Source organism: Coprococcus intestinalis, assembly GCF_023656595.1.
Classification (GTDB): domain Bacteria; phylum Bacillota; class Clostridia; order Lachnospirales; family Lachnospiraceae; genus Coprococcus_A; species Coprococcus_A intestinihominis.
In genome coordinates, this window is the sequence record NZ_JAMOKJ010000005.1 from 137,408 (window position 1) to 155,426 (window position 18,019).

Genomic DNA, 18,019 nt, shown 5'->3' on the forward strand with positions numbered 1-18,019 from the left:
TACATTTAATTTATCGATTCATATATTCCTTTAGGAACGCAAATAATGCTTCCATCTGTTCATCAGTTCCAATGGTGACTCGCAGGTAATTGTTGATGCGCGGTTTATCGAAGTAGCGGACATAGATATCTTTTTCGCGAAGGGCTGCAAAGAGTTCTTTGGCCGGATAGTCCGGATGAGTGACGAAAATGAAGTTGGCACCCGGTTCCGGATAAGTAAATCCAAGGTCTGTAAATGCCTGTTTGGCTTTTTCCCTGGTTGCTCTGATCTTCGCAGTGCATGCTTTGAAGTAAACATCATCTCTGACAGCTTCTACACCGAGAGCCAGTGCAGTTTGACTCATTGTATAGGAATTGAAGGAGTACTTCACATCATTCATGGCCTTGATCAGCTCAGGATGACCGATGGCATAACCGATTCTCATTCCCGCCATGGAACGTGACTTTGAAAATGTCTGCACGATCAGCAGATTTTCGTAGTCATCCAACAGACTCAGGGCACTTTCGCCGGCAAAATCTATGTATGCTTCATCAACAATGACAATCACATCCTGATTGTGGTCCAGAATCTCTCGGATCACAGATAAGTCCTCATAGTGGGAGGTCGGTGCATTCGGATTCGGGAAAATCACACCGCCGTTGGCCGGATAATAATCCTGCGGACAAATGGAAAAATCCTCTTTCAGTGGCTTTGTCTCATACGGCACTTTAAAAAGATCCGCCCATACCGGATAAAAAGAATAAGTAATATCCGGGAAAAAGATCGGCTTATCTGAATTAAAAAATGTCATAAAGGCAATGGCCAGTACATCATCAGAGCCCACACCGGTAAATACCTGGTCTTTTCCTACATGATAATAATCTGCCAGTGCGTCCACCAGAGTTCCCGCTGTCGGATCTGGGTAAAGTCTCAATCTGTCTTCATCAAAATGATCCAATACATCCCGCACACCCGGTGCCGGAGGGTATGGATTCTCATTCGTGTTCAGTTTGATCATATTCGGCCTGTTCGGCTGTTCTCCCGGTGTATAGGGTACAACTGAACGAATTTTATCCTGCCATGCTTTCATCTCGGTCACCTCTTCCTCTACCTCATTGCCTTGCATGCTTCTGCCAGTCTCTCAAAAGCCGGGAAAGAACGCTTGATCATCTCAGGGGATACACAATAAGCCAGACGCACATAGCCCGGGCATCCAAAACTTGAGGCATCCACCATCAGAATATGCTGTTTCTTGCCTTCTTCTACAAAAGCGGCATAATCTTCAATCGGTGATTTCACAAAAAGATAAAAGGCCCCCTGTGGCTTCAGACATTCAAAGCCAAGCGCTGTCAGATGCTCATAAAGCATCTTTCTGTTCTGATCGTAAACTTCAATCTGAGGGCGCTCATTCAGGCACTCTTTGATGACAAGCTGCATCAGGGATGGGGCATTCACGCTGCCGATTCTGTTCGTTGTGATCAGTCCGGCTTTTACTTCTTCATAATAATCCATCTTCGGTGAAACAGCGATATAGCCAATACGCTCTCCCGGAAGAGAAAGTGATTTGCTGAAAGAGTAAACAATCAGACAGTTTTTGACATGGGCCGGCATAAACGGCAGCTCGTTATCATCATAAACAAGCTCTCTGTATGGTTCATCTGAAATCACATACAGCGGATGCCCGATGCGCGCTTCGGCCCGCTCCAGTGCCTTCTGCAGCTGATCCAGAGTGTCTCCTGAATAGATGACGCCGGTTGGATTATTCGGATTATTGACAATGATCAGCTTCGTCTTCTCCGTGATCACTGCATCCAATCCGTCAATATTAATCTGGAAGGTCTCTGTGTCTGCCGGCACTGCCTTTAAAACACCGCCTGCGGTGATGACATAGTTCCTGTATTCGCCAAAGAAAGGTGCAAAGACGACCACTTCATCACCGCTGTCCAGAAAAAGATTCAGAATATCATTGATACCGGAAGCAGCGCCGACTGTCATAATGATATCTTCCATTTTATATTGCCACTGGAAACGTTCATTCAGATTGTCCGCCACAGCCTTTCTGACTTCCTCGTAGCCGGAATTGCTCATATAGCCATGCACAAAAAGCGGATCCTCTGTATCCAGGATTTTGATAATCGACGATTTGACAGCGTCCGGTGCCGGAACACTTGGATTGCCCAGGCTGTAATCATAGACATTCTCAGCGCCCACCTTTTTGGCCATTTCCTTGCCTTCTTCGAATAATTTACGGATAATAGAGCTTCCTGCAACAAGCGGCTCCATTCTTTTTGCAATAACCATGATAATTTCCTCCATCCAGTCTTGTTGCCGCCACCACTTTAATTCGGCGCACAACTAAATTAAATCGTCTTTTATCATATCAAATAATATGCATAAGTACAAGTCTATCTCTTTTGAAAATCCGGTTTCAACGCAGCCATCAATGCATAAACAGTCGGATCAGGAAATCAAAGACTTTGTTATACGGCTGATAGCGCATCGGAAGATCCATCCATGTCTTCTTGTCGACAATGCTCTTATAATGACTGAACGTATCGAAACCGGTCTTGCCATGGTAAGCCCCCATGCCGCTCTCCCCAAAACCGCCGAAGCCCATCTCACTTGTCGCCAGGTGAATCACCGTATCATTGATACAGCCACCGCCAAAGCCGCAATTTGTCATCACACGATCGGCATTGGCCTTGCTCTCCGTAAACATATACAAGGCGAGCGGATGCTCTCTGCGATTGATCTGGCTGATCACCGCATCCAGTGAATGGAACGTCATCACCGGCAGAATCGGTCCGAATATTTCTTCCTGCATCACGGCATCTTCAAATGTCACTTGATCCATGATCGTCGGTGCAATCTGAAGGAGTGTGCTATCACACTCGCCGCCTGCGACAACCTTCGTCGGATCGATCAGTCCAATCAAACGTCTGAAATGCTTCTCATTGACAATGCGGCCGTAATCGGCATTCGCCAGCGGATCGTCTCCAAACTGCTTCCTGATCTGTTTCTTCATCTCGTCAACAAGTGCATCCTTAACCGAAGCCGCGCAGTACACATAATCCGGTGCCACACAGGTCTGACCGCAGTTCAGATATTTGCCAAATACAATACGTCTGGCCGCCAGCTTTATATCGGCTGTCTCGTCAATGATACACGGGCTTTTGCCTCCGAGCTCCAATGTCACCGGTGTCAGATGCTTCGCCGCATGTGCCATCACTTCTTTACCTACTGCCTGACTGCCCGTAAAAAAGATATAATCAAACTTTTCCTTTAACAGCCACTGATTCTCTTTACGTCCGCCGTTCACAACCACAACGTATTTTTGAGGCAGACATTCCGATATGATCTTCGCCATGATCTCACTCGTAAAAGGCGAGTAGGCACTCGGTTTGACAATCGCTGTATTGCCAGCTGCCAGCGCATCTACAAGTGGCTCCATCGTCAGAAGAAACGGATAATTCCACGGACTCATGATCAGCGTCACCCCATATGGCGACGGCTTTCTGAAGCTTCTGGACGCGAACTGGGCCAGCGGTGTCCGCACAGTCTGATCCTTGCCAAACTGCCGCATATGCTTGAGCATATAGCTGATCTCTGCCAACACCATGCCGGTTTCACACATATACGCTTCCGATGCGCTTTTACCGAGATCCAGTCTGAGTGCCCGATTAATCTCATCCTCATGTGCCATAATGCTGATCTGCAGCCGTCTAAGCGCCATCTCACGAAATGCCATATGCTGCGTTTTTCCTGTATAAAAAAACCTGCGTTGTCTATTGACCAATTTTCTGATTTCTCTCTGCTCCATCCCAAATTCCCCCTTACGCACCTTCTGTTTCTGTAAAAACACGCTCAGCGCATGTATGTTTCATTCTTTTTTACTGAATCTGACGGATTGCATCCTCTGTCAAATCCCGAAACGGAATGTTTTCTTCATTGCCGACATTCTCACTGATCCATTGATCAAAAGCATCCCTGTCGAGCGGCTCACCGGTTTCACTGCCATCCGGTGCATCCAGGTAATACACAATGCCATCACCGTCTTTGTCCGCATCATCCGGGAAGGCTTCCCCGTTATAATTGACATCGGATAAAGATTTATCCCAGGCATCGACAAAGTATTCGGCCCGATAGCTGTCATTGGCTACATCATAAGTATAAAACGTATACGGCCAGAACTCACCGGCATAGCCCTGATTATGTGAAATACCGGCTCCGATCGTTGCATTGTCATAAAATGTCAGCATCGGAAACTGCGAAAGTTCCTCATACAATTCACCGCTTGCTTCATCGTAATCATAAATCTTCGCTGTCATTGACGCCATACTTGTTGCCGTATAGCAGAAAACAAGCTCTTCTCTGCCGTCATGATCAACATCGTAAACAGCAAATTTGTTGCCTGACATCTCACCACTGATGTCATCTCTCAATTCTGATCCGTCCGGCAAAATATGATTCTGATAAATATTTTCCAATGCTGCCTGATAGGCTTTGATTCTTGATGCACGGTCTGCCTGCACCGTCGTCTCTGTCTCGGTCACTTCAGCTGTCTCCACCTGAGAGGCCGCAACTGTTTCTGTCATTGTTGCCGGTGCCGTACTTTCCACGGTCTCCTTCTGACCTGCACCACAGCCTGCCAGACTTACTATCACCGATGCTGTCATCATCCCTGTGATTACTTTCTTTTTCATTTCTCTATTTCCTCCCCGGGTTATTGATAATCAAACCTGCCGTCATTTTTTTCTTCAAGTGCCTTGATGATATCCAGCGCCAACGCATTGTATGGCGTCGGAATTCCAAACTGCTTTCCAAGTCGGACGAGCACTCCCGAAAACATATCCACTTCTGTATGTCGCTTTGCATCCAGATCCTGAAGTGTTGAGAAACGGGCCTTCGGTGAAACCGTCCGGCTGTCAAAGCTCGCCGCCTTTTCCTCCCGGATATCGATGCCGACGGCCAGGGCCACTGCCACTACCTCGTCCTTTAATTTTGTACTGATATCCATCACATACGCACTGTCTCTGTAACCGCCCAGACCGCATCCGACGATGGCCTGCGGCAGATTCATACTGATATTCAGGGCATATTTCGCCCATATTTTTTTGAGGATATCTTCTGAAATATGGAATCGCACACCGGAATCATTGAAAAGATTCTCAATCGCCGCAACACGCCACGACAGGCTACCGTCCGCCTCCCCAAAATAAACACCCTCCGTCACTTCCGGATTAAAACGGACGCAATGGCCGGTGCGCTCGGATGCGATTTTGATCATCGAATACATCATATGCTGCATGCCGATCCGATGACCAATGATCTCTTCACTGTCAACACCATTCATCACACTCATCACGATCGTCTCATCATCAACGATCTGTTCAATGGCATCCAGACTTCCTTCAAGACTGCCATATTTGACAGCTACAATCAGAAGATCGGCACCTTTAGCCTCCTGAGGTGTTTTTACGCAAAGTGACAGCTGACAATCGTTGATTGTCAGACCTTCCTTTTTCAGCCGCTCTTTTCTGCTGCCTTCTGCGATAATCCAGAGGTTTTCACCAAGCTTTGGCGCAAGGCCCGCAATTAAATAGCAGCCCACTGCACCGGCGCCAAGAACAGCCACTGTCTGAATCCTTTTATTTAAATGCTCCATCTCATTGTCCTGTTGATTTGAAATAATCATATTTGTCTTTACCCTCCTGTCACTTCATATGGATGTCGTCTCTTCGATATTATGTTACTTTCTGGCTTTCCGGACCAGCTTTCGGATCAGAGCGATCACAAGCACAATGATGACAACAACAATCAGACAGATCATGATAATGATCGCAGAGAACTTGTTCGGATGCTTCACAAGATCTATGATATTTTTACTGTCATCCACCACCTTACGCCCGTGTGTCGCCGCATAATACTCAGGTACATTGGCAATGCCATCCCCATCCGTATCATCAAAAGACTGCATATATCTGGCAATCGCGTCCCAGGCCTTTAACTCTCTGTCACCTTCCATAATTGCGTAATCTTCCAGATTTTCAATCGGATGACCATCCTTGTCCTTTGGCTGAAGCGACAATAACCCGTACGACAGATCCATGACGGATCCAAGCATTTGTCCGGTATATAAATCTGTCACAACATGATACAGCTGATCATCCTGGATTTCGATTCTTTCCCCGTCTTTGCGCGTCAGATAACAGTCCGTCACTTTATTTAAAATCATTCGATTCGGATTGTAAGTAAAATTCAAACCACTGCAATATAACCGCGCTGTTGTCATAAAATCAGAAATGGAAGCATCCACTTCTGCTGCCAGTTTCAGCTCTTTTCCCGTCAGATAAGCGTCAATCAGCGGATATCCGGGTACACCGTCTTTGCCGATACCTAATGAAAATGAATTGAAAATATCTTCAACTGTCAGGTTGCCCTTTGTATAAGTGTCTCGCACCGTACCACTTGGAACAACGGCTACATCTACCGGATCGCCATCAAAATACTCTGAATTTTCGACAGCATAAATATACGCATCGGACATGATATCACCGAGATTCAGTTCCTCATGCTTTGTCCCCATTTCCTCCAGACTGTTGAATTCCACCGCATTTTCTGCAAGCACTTCTTCTCTTGTATAACCAAAATCAGCAAGGTAGTTCGTATCCACCGTATCCATTAATGCATTGATTCTTTCCTGCGTTGCCTGATCCGGCTCGACATCCGAAGACACCGGAATCAACGTATAATCTGTCAGCTCCCATCGGCCGTCCGCTTTCTGTGTCATCGACAGGGAACCGAGATTTCTTCCGTATTCACCACAGGAAACAACGTATGTATCGCCATGGCAAATGGCTGTTTTCAGCTCCGTATGCGAATGTCCACTGATGATCAGATCAATATCCGGCACTGCTTTTGCGAGGATTTCATCCTCCGACTTCGACTCATCCTCCCACGTACCGCCATGAGACACGCAGGCAATCATATCGACATCTTCATTCTTCTTGATTTCTTCTACGGTTTGCTTAACAGCCTCCACCGGATCTTTAAAGATCAATTCGCATGTCGGTGCGCATTTCAAAGCATCTGTTCCAAAGACACCTACTACTGCAATTTTTACATTTCCCTTTTGAAGCACAACGTAATCTTTCACACCGTATGTTTCAAAAGCAGACTGAATCTGCTGCTGTCCGTCACTTAGTCCAGCCTGTTCCATACTGTCCCAATCCACATTGCAGACAACCAGTGCAGGCAATGTCTCACCGGATTTTACAGCTGCCTTCAGCATATTCGCCAGCCCCTTTGAACGGTAATCGTATTCGTGATTGCCAAAGGTTGTCACATCATACCCAAGAAAACCAAGCATGCGCAGCTCTGCTGCTTCTGTGTCATAGACCGTTTGAATCAGCGTTCCCATTGAAAAATCGCCGCCATCCAGCACAAGTGTATCCGGATTTACTTTCTTCTTTTCGTCGATCAGCGTTTTTATTTTGGCAAATCCGCCGACTTCCTTTTGCTCCCCATCTACAATTGTCGAAAAACTGTTCAGATGCGAATGCGTATCGTGTGTAAACAAAACGTCTACTTGTTTCGTTTCGGCTGCCGCTTCCACATGAATCCCCATTCCAATCGGAAGCAATAATACAATCATCAGCAGCAATGACAAAATCTTTTTTCGTGTTCCCATAAACTTTCCTCCTGCAACGTCATCAGAAACTCTTTTTAATGCGCCGCATACCCGAACCTGCTCATCCATCTGACACGAATCCTTTGTCTGCTTCGCAAAGATATTTCCGCTACTTTTAGTATACACAAAAAGCCGTCAAACAGAAAGTGAAATTATATATTTATTTGGCGGATACGCCACACCGACAAAATGCGTAGCATTTTGGAGGTTAGCTCTGAACAGTTATATTTATTTTTCATACGCAAAATGCCACAGTGATACAATTTCTCGATTTATGGTTTGACAAAAGCCCTTAGCTATGGGTTTTGACCCACAGCTAAGAGCTTTATATTGTATAGATTCGTTTTATTCGAATTCCACTGTTCCGGTTGGCTTCACTTAATTCCCTTATTTACTTTATCCAAGTGCCACATCCAGCACCATCAATCATCAAACTGAATCCGACCGGTTCAACTACACCGGATAACACGCCGCCTAGAAATCCCCTTCCCCTCTTCTTCTGCTCTGAGCGGCATGGAAATAGTGGCTCCTTCTGGAAAATTCTGAATCGCAATGCCTGTATGTCGCCGACGACAGTCGTCAAAAATTTCTACAGTAATGCATCAGAAAATCAAACAATTCTTTATTTGTTTCTCCATTAATTTCCTCTGCTTCCAGGTACTGCGGCAATGGTATTCCCTGTTGACATTCCCCGCAAATATCAATGCCCAGGATATTTCCGCTTGTTAAAAATGGCATCAGCAGCCGTTCCAGCACAGGTAATGGCATTTTTCCCTGACTCCAATTTGTCTCTGAATATTCTTCATCCAAAATATCTTTGTCAATAGAAATATAAACCGGAAGATTCCTTTTTATCCCCGAAATTTTATTTTCATCTTCTACACTTTGAATCTCCTCTTCAGAAAAAGTAATCAGCTTTTCCTGCAATTCTGCACCAGACACCAGACCTTCTTTTTCACAATATATCTGCAAAATATCGCTTTCCTGCGGTCCAATCAATATCAACTGCTGCAACCATGGATTTGTTTTTAATACTTTTCCTGCCCAGTCACCACAGCTTGTCATTTGCTCAATCATCGGTTTTTGCATATCTGTATGATGGTCAAGTAAAATTAAAGAAAATTTCTGTTTAATCAACGCCGTCATGATGCCTGTTACATAGTGATAATTTCCAGAATCCAGAAAATGAATTCCATGAATACCATAGGGCGCAATTCTCGCTCTGATTTCTTCTTCTGCACGTTTGGAACAATATAAATCACATTCCGTAATATCAGAACAGTCCAGCCAATGCACTTTATCATTCCTTGGAATCTTCTCGTCACAATATACATGTGAAAAATCTAAAATCAGATGATTTGTGGTCATATTTCATTTCCCCTTGCCTTCTTTTCACAATCTAATATTTCAAGCTATCATTTTACAGATCCGTGTATTCCATTTGTCTTTTTTTCGTTCGCATTCCCATTCTCTCATAAAATTTTTCTGCTGAAGTATTTCCTGTCCATACATTCAATGTCACTTCATAGCAGCCCCGTTGCTTTGCTTCTTTTTTTACATGTTCAAACAGACTTTCACCAATATGCTGGCCCCGTGCTTCTTGATCAACACACAGATCATCGATATAGAACGACTTAAATGGTACCATATTGTTTGAAACAGGCTGCTCCTGTAATTGGCAAAATGCATACCCCACACAAACATCCGCTTCATCCACTGCAACAAATATTGGCTTTTCTTTATTTTTTAAAATCTCTCTCAATTCGTCTATGGTATATTTTGTCGTACCTGGGATAAAAATATCAGGTCTTATATCTGCATGAATTTGCAGTACCTGTTCTAATAGCTTTAAAATTCTCGGAATATCTTTTTCTTTTGCGTCTCTGATCATCATTTTGTCTCCTCCATCAACATTTCCTGATACCCGGCAGTCCCATACGCTTTAATTCTTTCCACCACCGGTTTCAATCTATCATCCGTAATCCGCTCCAGTATCTTCATTCGCTTCGGCGATATAACTTCCTCTGACTTACACTTCTCATAATCTTCCGTTTCCATATGCCAGTAATGAAATTCTCCTTTATAATACCGTGATAGCTTCTGTGCGATCAGTATACCTTCCGGATCCAGATCTCCCGCATAATACACTTTGGTTCCAGACTTTGCCAGAAGCTCCAGTACCATCAGTCCGGCCAGTCTCGGCTGTCCGTTCATACACATATACGCTCTTCTTGTGTTTTTCTCTTTTTCTTTTCCACACAATACTGCAAAAACAGAAGGATTTTCCACAATGTAGATTTCATCTTGTGAACAACGAAGCAACTCCCACTCTGATATCACTGCAAGCGGCACCTGTACAATATGCTGTTCCCTTGCAAATCCCGCCATCCCCTGATGAATACTTCCATCTTTTTTGACTGCCTGTACCTGATACAGCATCGCATAATTTGAGATATCATCCAGCATAATGCCTGCCATCAGATAACTTTTCTGGCGCTTGTAAGCCGGAAAAATCTCAGATGCCTCTATCTTAATGCTTCTACTCTCCATATCCATCTGGATAATCTGATACAGGAAATTGCCATCGGCAGTTCCATTGTCAAATGCATGTGGATTTCCTGTCAGCATCGCTGCAAATACAGCCAGATACAGCTTCTCACTTTGACGATATGGTAAATGATTATACATTTCTGCTCCAAGCCGCAACAGTCGCTCCCATTCTGTAAGTTCCCGATTCTCACTGTCTTTGACGATATTTTTCAACGATTCTTCCACCGCCTCTATCGGCATTCCTTCGTAACTCTTTCGGAAATTTTCCCATATTCTTTCTTTTTCCTGTTGCCTTAGAAGTTTTTGTTTCTGTTTTCCAAGCAATGGTTCTTCGAAAAAGTTTTCTAACAGCCATTCCGGTGTCATATTTTTGTAACGGCTTACTTCCAGTGCCTGCCGGAATTTCTCTGCAGACACTGTCACACTTTTCTGTCCATGAAAAGACTTGCCAAAGAAGCCCTCCAATTCTTCGATGTCCTGTGATTTCAGATTCTTCAAAACCACTTTTCCGCCAAACCTTCCATAAGAGCTGTATTTTTCTCGAAAGCCTCTCAGAACTTTTTTCCAGACCGGACTTTGTCCAAAATATGCCAGGCATTCTTTTTTTATCTTCTCAAGTTCTTCCTGTTCACTCTCATTCATCGCCATTCAACCTTTTCATCATATCCTTAACTGCATTTTTCAACTATCTTACTAGTACATCGTTTCGTAAATAACTATACCAATCGCGTAGGATGCGGATTCGATTGTGCAGGTAAAAAAACGCAGGCGTAGCGGGCTACGCCGAGGCTTTTCTACCTGCACAATCGGATTCGCAGGCAAGTGAATGGTGTAGTTATTTCGAAAACGATGTACTAGTGATTTTCTGATGCCATTCCAAGCTCTATACCTCTCTGCTCAACTTCTTCTTCATGCTCTAACAATTCCTTTTTATGTCCGTTCCACAGATATGGCATAACCGTCACAAATTTCGCATTGCCCGGACGAATCAGCTGGTAGATTGCCAATGCATCCAGTGTATCACAGTCGCCCCACAGAACCTGGGAGTTAATAATAAAGTCAAACCCGAACTCTGTCATCAGACGGAACATATCACGGATATTCCTATTGTCCACTCCGGCAAATGCTTCATCCAGTGAGATGAGTCTTGGCGCGTCTTCCCTGCCGCCCTGATACTTCGCCACAACTGCTGAGAATAACGGCACATACATGGACATCGCCTTTTCTCCGCCGCTGAAAGTTCCAAATACACTGTTTGTCAGTTCTTTCTGTCGTTCTCCGTTCTTCTGTGAGAACAATTGAAATTCAAACCATTTACGATAATCCAGAGTATCTTTCATAATCTGATAGAATGATATCATTCCGGCACTGTCTCTTGCATTTCTTCTCGCTTCTGCTACTTTCGAGCGGAAATGTGCCGAAAGCCTAGATGCTTCTTCTTCGCTCATCAGGCGGTAATCTTTCTTTAACAAATCCACCAGTTCTTTTGTATCCAGCTGGTCTTCCTGTTCTGCTGTTTTGCTTCTCCATCTGAGGCTAAGCTTCAGACCACTGGATGTGTTCATGTCGTTCATCAGGGAATTCATCTTTTGTACCCATGTGTTGGATGCATTAATCTTTCCACGGATCTTCCGGCTTACCGTATTGGCAAGAATATCTTCGAACAGTTCCCGGTCACCATCTTTAATCAGATTCTCCAACTCTTCGATATCTTCTTCCAGATGTGTAAGAAGACTTAAAAATGATATCTTTACCCCCTGATATCTGGCGGAAATATCCAGTCGCTTTGCAGGAAATTCTGTCTGTTCTGCTTCTGCAAATAATTCATTCTGCATCAAATGATAATCCGTCAGAAATCCTCTGTTTTCAAAATATACTTTATTCAGATCACGGATCACACTGTCTTTATCCAATGCCTTTACGTCAGACTCAAGATAACTCCGTACATGTCCGGCATCATCCGGTATCTCTTCCGGTATCTCCACATAGTGCAGACGCTTCTCCTGTTCATAACATTCTGAAAAATATGCCGTCTTCTTTTCGTATTCTTCAATTCTCTTCCTGCCGTTTTCCAGACGCAGAGTCAGTTGTCCGACTTCGTCTTCTTCATGGGTCTGTCTGCTTACACACATACGCAGTTTTTCCGGATAGGCTTGAAGCCACTTGATGCATGCGTCCAGACGGTCTTTGATTTCTTCATAATCAGTCAGCCGTAATTGTTCCTGAATCGATGTCTGTTCTTCCGTCTTTCTCTGTATTTCTTTTTGAATCTCGAACAGATCATACCGGATCTGCTCCATATCTGCATCCAGGTCTTCCAGATGTTCTTTTCTCTCTTTCAGATACTCCAGGCTTCTGAGGAACATTTCATGTGCTGCAATCAGACTGATCAGATGCCTGCCATATTCTTCTGCTGCTTTTTTTGCTTCTTTGAATACATCATAAGAGCAGGTCAGATACAGAGACTCTGCAATTTCCAGTGCTTTCTTTTTCTTCTCTTTCACGTTTTCGATCAGTTCACGAATCTGCTCTTCTAATCTATCACTCTCCCGTCTGATCTGTTCACATGCCCTTTCCTCTGCACGCATCATCTGAAGGGCTTCCCTCATATCTGTGTCTTTTGGAAGATTCTCGTACTCCTGTCTGAGAATATCCTTCCTTTCAAACAGCTTCCGATGCATTTCTTCCAGTTGCTGCAATATTTCTTCCAGTTCTGCGATTCTCTGTCTGCAGGCTTCAATCTTTGCCTGTCTGTGTTTTTCACGGGCCTTTGTCCCAAGGTAGCCGGCCTCATATTCTCCGGTTACTGTTCCTGCAAGTACACCCATCCGGTAAGTGCCGTCTTCTGCAACCGCAATCATACTTTCGTTATCATACGCAATACTTCCAAGAATTCCTGTCAACCGCTGATTGGAGAAAATGTCATTAACTTCTTCATTCAGTTTCAGTACATCTAACAGACTGTGCTCCGACTGGATATCTTTCTGACCATTTTTACAGCTAAACAGGTAATGATCTTCACAGCCCTGTTCTAAGTGCAGAACCTGCTCTTTGTATTGTTCATCAATCACCAGCGCATCCAGAATTCCCATTTTCAATAATGCTTCTTCCAGACGGTTACACTCTTTTTCGTCCAGATTATTTCCGAACTCTATAACCTTATAGAACTCCTGGTACGGAATTCCAAGTGCATCCAGTCTCCGACGGTTACAGATAACCGCTTCTGATCGTTCCGGCTGTGGTTCTTTCTGATTCTCCCATTCTGACAGTTCTGCTTTTACTTCTTCCAGTTCTCTTTCTGTTGTTTCTTTCTCTGCTCTATTCGCAGAAATCCCGGATTCAACCTCCGCATTTTTTCCAATCCACACATCTGCAATCTTCTGACGGACCTCTGCAAAATCAGAGTTCTCTTCGTAAGACTCTGCAAATATGCTTAATGCTCTTAATAGTTCTTTTTCCAGTACCAGTTCCTGATTCGCACCATTCCACTGATACAGATTTTCTTTCCATTCATTCTGTGTCTGTACGAATACAGCTTCCAGTTCCGATACTTTTCTCTGCAGCGTATCCAGTTCACGGATCCGTTTTTCTCTGTCTTTGATCAGATCATCTTTCTGTCTTTCCAGGTGATCTGTCTCTGCAAGAATCTCTGTTCCTTCATGGATTTTTTCTTTTGTATGATTATATTGCTGCTGATGTAATTCGAACTTATATGGCTCTTCCGGATACTTTTTCAGCTCGTCTTTCATAAATGCATGTTCTTCAAAGGCCATGGTATCTGCCTCGTCCTGCATCTCTTCTATGAGTTCCTCCAGTTCTTTTTCTTTCTCATACTTCCTGTCTTCTTCTGCTTTGATCTGATTCTGTGCATCCTTGTACTGATCCTGTTTCAGTTCAAGAAAATTCTTTTTCCCTTTTAAATTCTTTTGCCGGACCTCCAGTTCTGCTGCCAGTTCTGATTCTCTTCGTTTTAATGCTACAGCATCACTTTTATTCAGGGATTCACGTTCTTTTTCCATAGACTCACGTTTCGCATCCAGTTCCTGATGTTCTGTTTTGAGTTTCTCTATATTCTGCCTGCACCCGTCCAGTTTCTTCTCTTGCTCTTTTTGCTGTGTTTCTGCGTCTTCCAGTCTGATTTTTGCCTGCTCATACCTGTCTGCTTTTTCATATAATAATTTCTGATTATATTTTAAAAATACCACCTGAATCTTCTCTGCAGCCTGTTTCGCTTCTTTTCTATTCTTCAGGTTCATATTCATAGTATCCATATTTTCAATGGCTTCAGACATCGGACGCAGGTCATCATCCGATAATGGTTGAAGCGAATCGCTCAGAATATCATTAATGACAGACGGCTTGAAATCTTTGGAAAGCTTCGGTGTTCTAAGCTGGATCAAAAGATCTATCATTTCCTTATATTCTTCTGCCGTCTCGAATCCAAAGATCTGGTGGTTGACATACTCCATGTAATCGGCCTGTCTGTCAATAACCCGTCCTCCTGCCCCTATCCTGTTCTCCAGTTCTTTTTTGGAAAGTGTGACTTTTTCTCCCGTGTCTTTGTATAAAAAGAAATCTTTTCCTACCCGTCTCCCATCCGTCAGACTAAAATACCACTTGTCCAGATTCTTCCCTTTTCTCACCCGGATTCCCATACCGATCGTCAGATAGGTATCGCTGTCCTTCCTTTTGAATTCCAGATAAAGATAACCGGTCCGCTCCTCTCGCCCATCATCTTCTTCCAAAAGATAACTGCTCATCTTACGGTCTCTGGAACCGAATGGATCCAATCGTTCCGGGCTCATATTGCCATCCAGCAAAAGTGGTACTACGCTCTGCATCGTAACAGATTTTCCTGATCCATTTGATCCTCGAAGAAGCATTCTTCCCTTTACAAAAGGAAATTCCTGTTCATCATAATACCAGAAGTTGATCAACCCGATTTTATTGGCCTGCCATCTACTATTCATCATTTCTTCCTCCCATGTAATCCGCCGGATAACTTCCCTGTATCTTTCCGATAAGCGGACAGATCTTAATCTGATGATCCGCCTCATCTTTCCTTATAAACATCCACACTTCCATCTCATCGATCACACTTTTGACAAATTCACCTTCTGGCATCTCACGATAGTTTTTCGAAAATCCACTTCCGTATTCCTTTTTCACATCTTTTATCAGATTCTCAAATTCAATCTGGTCTATGCAGCAGCTCTCATCTGCTGCTGTCTTCCATTCATCATTCTCTATCTTCTTACGCATCTTCCCAAAACACAAAAGCAGAATATCCGATATTGCATTATTGCCCGGAAATACAGAACCCATTCTGCAGTCGTCACCGGACAAAAGATAGGCACTTCCTCTATGAATGTGCACCTGACAGTCAAATAGCTGCTCCAGTTCTTCGCTCAATCTCCGTCCATAATATTTCAAATATTCAAAATCTTCCGGTGATCCGTCTTCTTTATACATGCCCGGCGCAAAAACCAGTCTTTTATACACTTTGTGTCTCCTCGCGAATCCCCGGTCTTCATCTACTTCGAACCAATCACTTTCCCGAAAATCTTCCGGCTTTGTATATTCCATGATGTCCTTCGAAAAGCTCTTCATAAAATATCTGGATGCTCCTGTATTTTCATAAAGCACCTCTCCCGCTTCATCATCCATGAATGCTTCATCTTTTCCATCCGTAATTCCGACAATTCCCTGCTCTACTGCAAATCTTAATACACGGATCAGTTTTCTCCGGTTCGTATATAACGTCCAGTCCGAAATATCACCCGGCAGATTTGCCGTGATGTATTCCGTCAGCTGCGACAGAATAAACTGTTCCTGTGCATCCCGGTCTTCCAAATACATTAACAGCATACACAGGTAGGCATATTCTTCTTTTGATGAAAATTTCATGATGCCCATAAAACTTTCTGGAATGACCGGAATCTTCTCCATTTTGATCAGGAGGGAATTATCAATAATCTGACAGCCCATTTTCTCTATAGTAAATTTGCGAAGTTCTCCGAGTGCATCTCTTAATTTATAATACATTTCTTTGTCTCTGGATTTTAATATCCATCTTTTACTTAAAAGAACTTCCAACTCCTTCATCATACTTCCTCCTGAAATACAATTGACAGCTTCGGCATTGTAAAGTTTCCATCTTCACAATGTACCACACAGTTTTCTCCTGCCTGACTTCTGTCTAATATATATCTTCTTCCATCGTCTGTCCTTGCCGAAAAATCTGCGGATTCCATGGCATCTGACAACCATTTTAAAAGAATCTCGCGGATTCTTGGTTCCAATACAGGCAGTTTATCAAAATATATCTTTCCATCTACTTCCAACGCCCGTAGTTTTTCCGTCTCTTTTTTCTGCTGCTCAAGCAACTTACGTCTTGTTTCCTGTTTTTGCTCTGCCGATTCACGGATGGCACTTCTCCGGGATTTTTCCCGGTACGTACGCACTCTCGGTTTCAGAGTAATTTCCATTGGCTGCTCTTCGTAGACTCCGATATTCATGCTGTCCGTCTCACGGATCAATTCTCCTGCAAGATGCTGTGGGCATTCCATACCGAATACCATTGCCGACATCTTGTGTGCTTCTTCCACATTCTGACATCGCAAGAATAATTCTGCTACCTTCCGGTATTCCTCTTTTCGGTTGGCACCCAGTGCATTTTTCTCGCTCAGCTGTGCCGCATACCTTGTAATCCTGCGGATGATATCATTGGTAGCATCAAAAAGTTTTCCCGCTTCGTTCTCCTGCCCTTCATTTTCCACGAACCAGTCATAGATGCTCTGATAACGTCCCTGGATCTTCTGCTCTATCATTTCTTTTGAGACTTCTATCTCCATACGCGGAATTGACAATTCATAATCTATCACTTTTTCAAATACCTGTTTTTTCAGCTCTTCGCTCTGTAAACGCAGATTTTCCTCTATCACTCCGACATTTCTCTGCAGTCCTTTAATAAAGTTTCGCAGATACTCGATCAACCGATCTTTGAACACCAGAAATTCCTTCGTATGCATCATCTCTTCCGCCCGGACGCTATTCAGATCCCTGATATAATCCTGATAATTCTGATTCAACCGCACAAAATCATTATTCAGGTCCGTCCACCATGTGTATACTTCACTCTTATCTCTTTCTCCCATCTCCGGGAACCGCTCCACACTTCTTCGGATACGTTCCAAAAGGGTCGGCTCTAATGATGCACCTTCTATAAACAAATTCTCTAACCGGATGACCAGACGTTCTATCTCCACACTGTACTCCGTCATCTGATACCGGTATTTCTTATTCTTGAATTCTTCAATCGATGCGACCTTTTTGGTATCCTGGATTGTATTCAGATTCTTCCACTCTGTCAGCATCATGAGATCCTGCTGGCACTGTTCCATTCTATAATCAGCAAAAAATGGATCCTGTATCATCTCTTCATAGACTTCTTCCTGATACAACCAGTACTTCAGTTTTTCATAATGCTCAAAAAATATACGCATGATACAACGGTATCTGCTTACATTGTCAGCATTCAAATATTTTGCTTCTGTCAGTGGCCTGATTAATTTGTCCGATACCTGCATAGAACTTCTCCTTCTTCTTAGTTAAATCCAGTATAGCACATATATTAGAGATGTATGCCATAATCCCCTGTTTTCTCTTTTATATCTACCTTGAATGAAAAACTAAAACCCAACTGAAAATACGTCTAATAATCAAAATTCTGTTCTGAGGTCAAATAAAGCCCTAATAATGGATGTTCAAATTCAAATATCATGCTATAATTAAGGCATT

At 43.5% G+C, this 18,019-nt stretch carries 12 protein-coding genes and 1 pseudogene; all 13 read right to left on the reverse strand.

Annotated elements, in window-relative coordinates; translation table 11 throughout:
* Positions 1-10: 10 nt before the first annotated feature.
* Positions 11-1,069 (reverse strand): histidinol-phosphate transaminase, encoded by a 1,059-nt coding sequence (hisC, locus tag NBH03_RS05985; protein WP_250798124.1) that lies wholly within the window; start codon positions 1,067-1,069, stop codon positions 11-13.
* A 17-nt stretch (positions 1,070-1,086) separates the two neighbouring features.
* Positions 1,087-2,280 (reverse strand): pyridoxal phosphate-dependent aminotransferase, encoded by a 1,194-nt coding sequence (locus NBH03_RS05990; protein ID WP_250798126.1) that lies wholly within the window; start codon positions 2,278-2,280, stop codon positions 1,087-1,089.
* 139 nt (positions 2,281-2,419) lie between these two features.
* Entirely contained in the window at positions 2,420-3,799 is a 1,380-nt protein-coding gene (locus NBH03_RS05995; protein WP_250798128.1) for an aldehyde dehydrogenase, read from the reverse strand.
* Positions 3,800-3,869: 70 nt separating this feature from the next.
* Positions 3,870-4,682, reverse strand: coding sequence for a hypothetical protein (locus tag NBH03_RS06000; RefSeq protein WP_250798130.1), 813 nt, complete (start codon positions 4,680-4,682; stop codon positions 3,870-3,872).
* Positions 4,683-4,702: 20 nt separating this feature from the next.
* Positions 4,703-5,674, reverse strand: coding sequence for a ketopantoate reductase family protein (locus NBH03_RS06005; RefSeq protein ID WP_250798132.1), 972 nt, complete (start codon positions 5,672-5,674; stop codon positions 4,703-4,705).
* Between the two features lie 54 nt (positions 5,675-5,728).
* Positions 5,729-7,669, reverse strand: coding sequence for a bifunctional metallophosphatase/5'-nucleotidase (locus NBH03_RS06010; RefSeq protein ID WP_250798134.1), 1,941 nt, complete (start codon positions 7,667-7,669; stop codon positions 5,729-5,731).
* Between the two features lie 424 nt (positions 7,670-8,093).
* A pseudogene (locus tag NBH03_RS16095) lies at positions 8,094-8,226 on the reverse strand (ZIP family metal transporter); the annotation flags it as partial.
* Between the two features lie 22 nt (positions 8,227-8,248).
* Complete coding sequence (locus tag NBH03_RS06020) at positions 8,249-9,037, reverse strand: arginase (RefSeq protein WP_250798135.1); 789 nt, start codon at positions 9,035-9,037, stop codon at positions 8,249-8,251.
* 52 nt (positions 9,038-9,089) lie between these two features.
* A complete protein-coding gene (locus NBH03_RS06025) occupies positions 9,090-9,563 on the reverse strand; it encodes a GNAT family N-acetyltransferase (protein ID WP_215633206.1) in 474 nt (157 codons plus the stop codon).
* Positions 9,560-10,861: a DUF2399 domain-containing protein gene (locus NBH03_RS06030; protein WP_250798136.1), complete on the reverse strand. Its 1,302-nt coding sequence runs from the start codon at positions 10,859-10,861 to the stop codon at positions 9,560-9,562. The genes NBH03_RS06025 and NBH03_RS06030 overlap by 4 nt, the downstream gene beginning before the upstream one ends.
* 212 nt (positions 10,862-11,073) lie before the next feature.
* The gene (locus NBH03_RS06035; RefSeq protein WP_250798137.1) at positions 11,074-15,192 is read right to left on the reverse strand and encodes a TIGR02680 family protein; all 4,119 of its coding nucleotides are present in this window, start codon (positions 15,190-15,192) and stop codon (positions 11,074-11,076) included.
* Positions 15,182-16,327 (reverse strand): TIGR02678 family protein, encoded by a 1,146-nt coding sequence (locus NBH03_RS06040; protein WP_250798139.1) that lies wholly within the window; start codon positions 16,325-16,327, stop codon positions 15,182-15,184. Before NBH03_RS06040 ends, NBH03_RS06035 begins: the two co-directional genes overlap by 11 nt.
* Complete coding sequence (locus NBH03_RS06045; RefSeq protein ID WP_250798146.1) at positions 16,324-17,808, reverse strand: TIGR02677 family protein; 1,485 nt, start codon at positions 17,806-17,808, stop codon at positions 16,324-16,326. Before NBH03_RS06045 ends, NBH03_RS06040 begins: the two co-directional genes overlap by 4 nt.
* Positions 17,809-18,019: the final 211 nt, after the last annotated feature.

Excerpts from the sequence above, each read along its gene's own strand:
- NBH03_RS06000 (WP_250798130.1), bottom strand. The coding sequence starts at position 4,682 with ATGAAAAAGAAAGTAATCACAGGGATGATGACAGCATCGGTGATAGTA.
- NBH03_RS05990 (WP_250798126.1), bottom strand. The coding sequence starts at position 2,280 with ATGGTTATTGCAAAAAGAATGGAGCCGCTTGTTGCAGGAAGCTCTATT.
- NBH03_RS06045 (WP_250798146.1), bottom strand. The coding sequence starts at position 17,808 with ATGCAGGTATCGGACAAATTAATCAGGCCACTGACAGAAGCAAAATAT.
- NBH03_RS06005 (WP_250798132.1), bottom strand. The coding sequence starts at position 5,674 with ATGATTATTTCAAATCAACAGGACAATGAGATGGAGCATTTAAATAAA.
- NBH03_RS06020 (WP_250798135.1), bottom strand. The coding sequence starts at position 9,037 with ATGACCACAAATCATCTGATTTTAGATTTTTCACATGTATATTGTGAC.
- NBH03_RS06040 (WP_250798139.1), bottom strand. The coding sequence starts at position 16,327 with ATGATGAAGGAGTTGGAAGTTCTTTTAAGTAAAAGATGGATATTAAAA.
- NBH03_RS06010 (WP_250798134.1), bottom strand. The coding sequence starts at position 7,669 with ATGGGAACACGAAAAAAGATTTTGTCATTGCTGCTGATGATTGTATTA.
- NBH03_RS06030 (WP_250798136.1), bottom strand. The coding sequence starts at position 10,861 with ATGAATGAGAGTGAACAGGAAGAACTTGAGAAGATAAAAAAAGAATGC.
- NBH03_RS06025 (WP_215633206.1), bottom strand. The coding sequence starts at position 9,563 with ATGATGATCAGAGACGCAAAAGAAAAAGATATTCCGAGAATTTTAAAG.
- NBH03_RS06035 (WP_250798137.1), bottom strand. The coding sequence starts at position 15,192 with ATGATGAATAGTAGATGGCAGGCCAATAAAATCGGGTTGATCAACTTC.
- NBH03_RS05995 (WP_250798128.1), bottom strand. The coding sequence starts at position 3,799 with ATGGAGCAGAGAGAAATCAGAAAATTGGTCAATAGACAACGCAGGTTT.
- hisC (WP_250798124.1), bottom strand. The coding sequence starts at position 1,069 with ATGAAAGCATGGCAGGATAAAATTCGTTCAGTTGTACCCTATACACCG.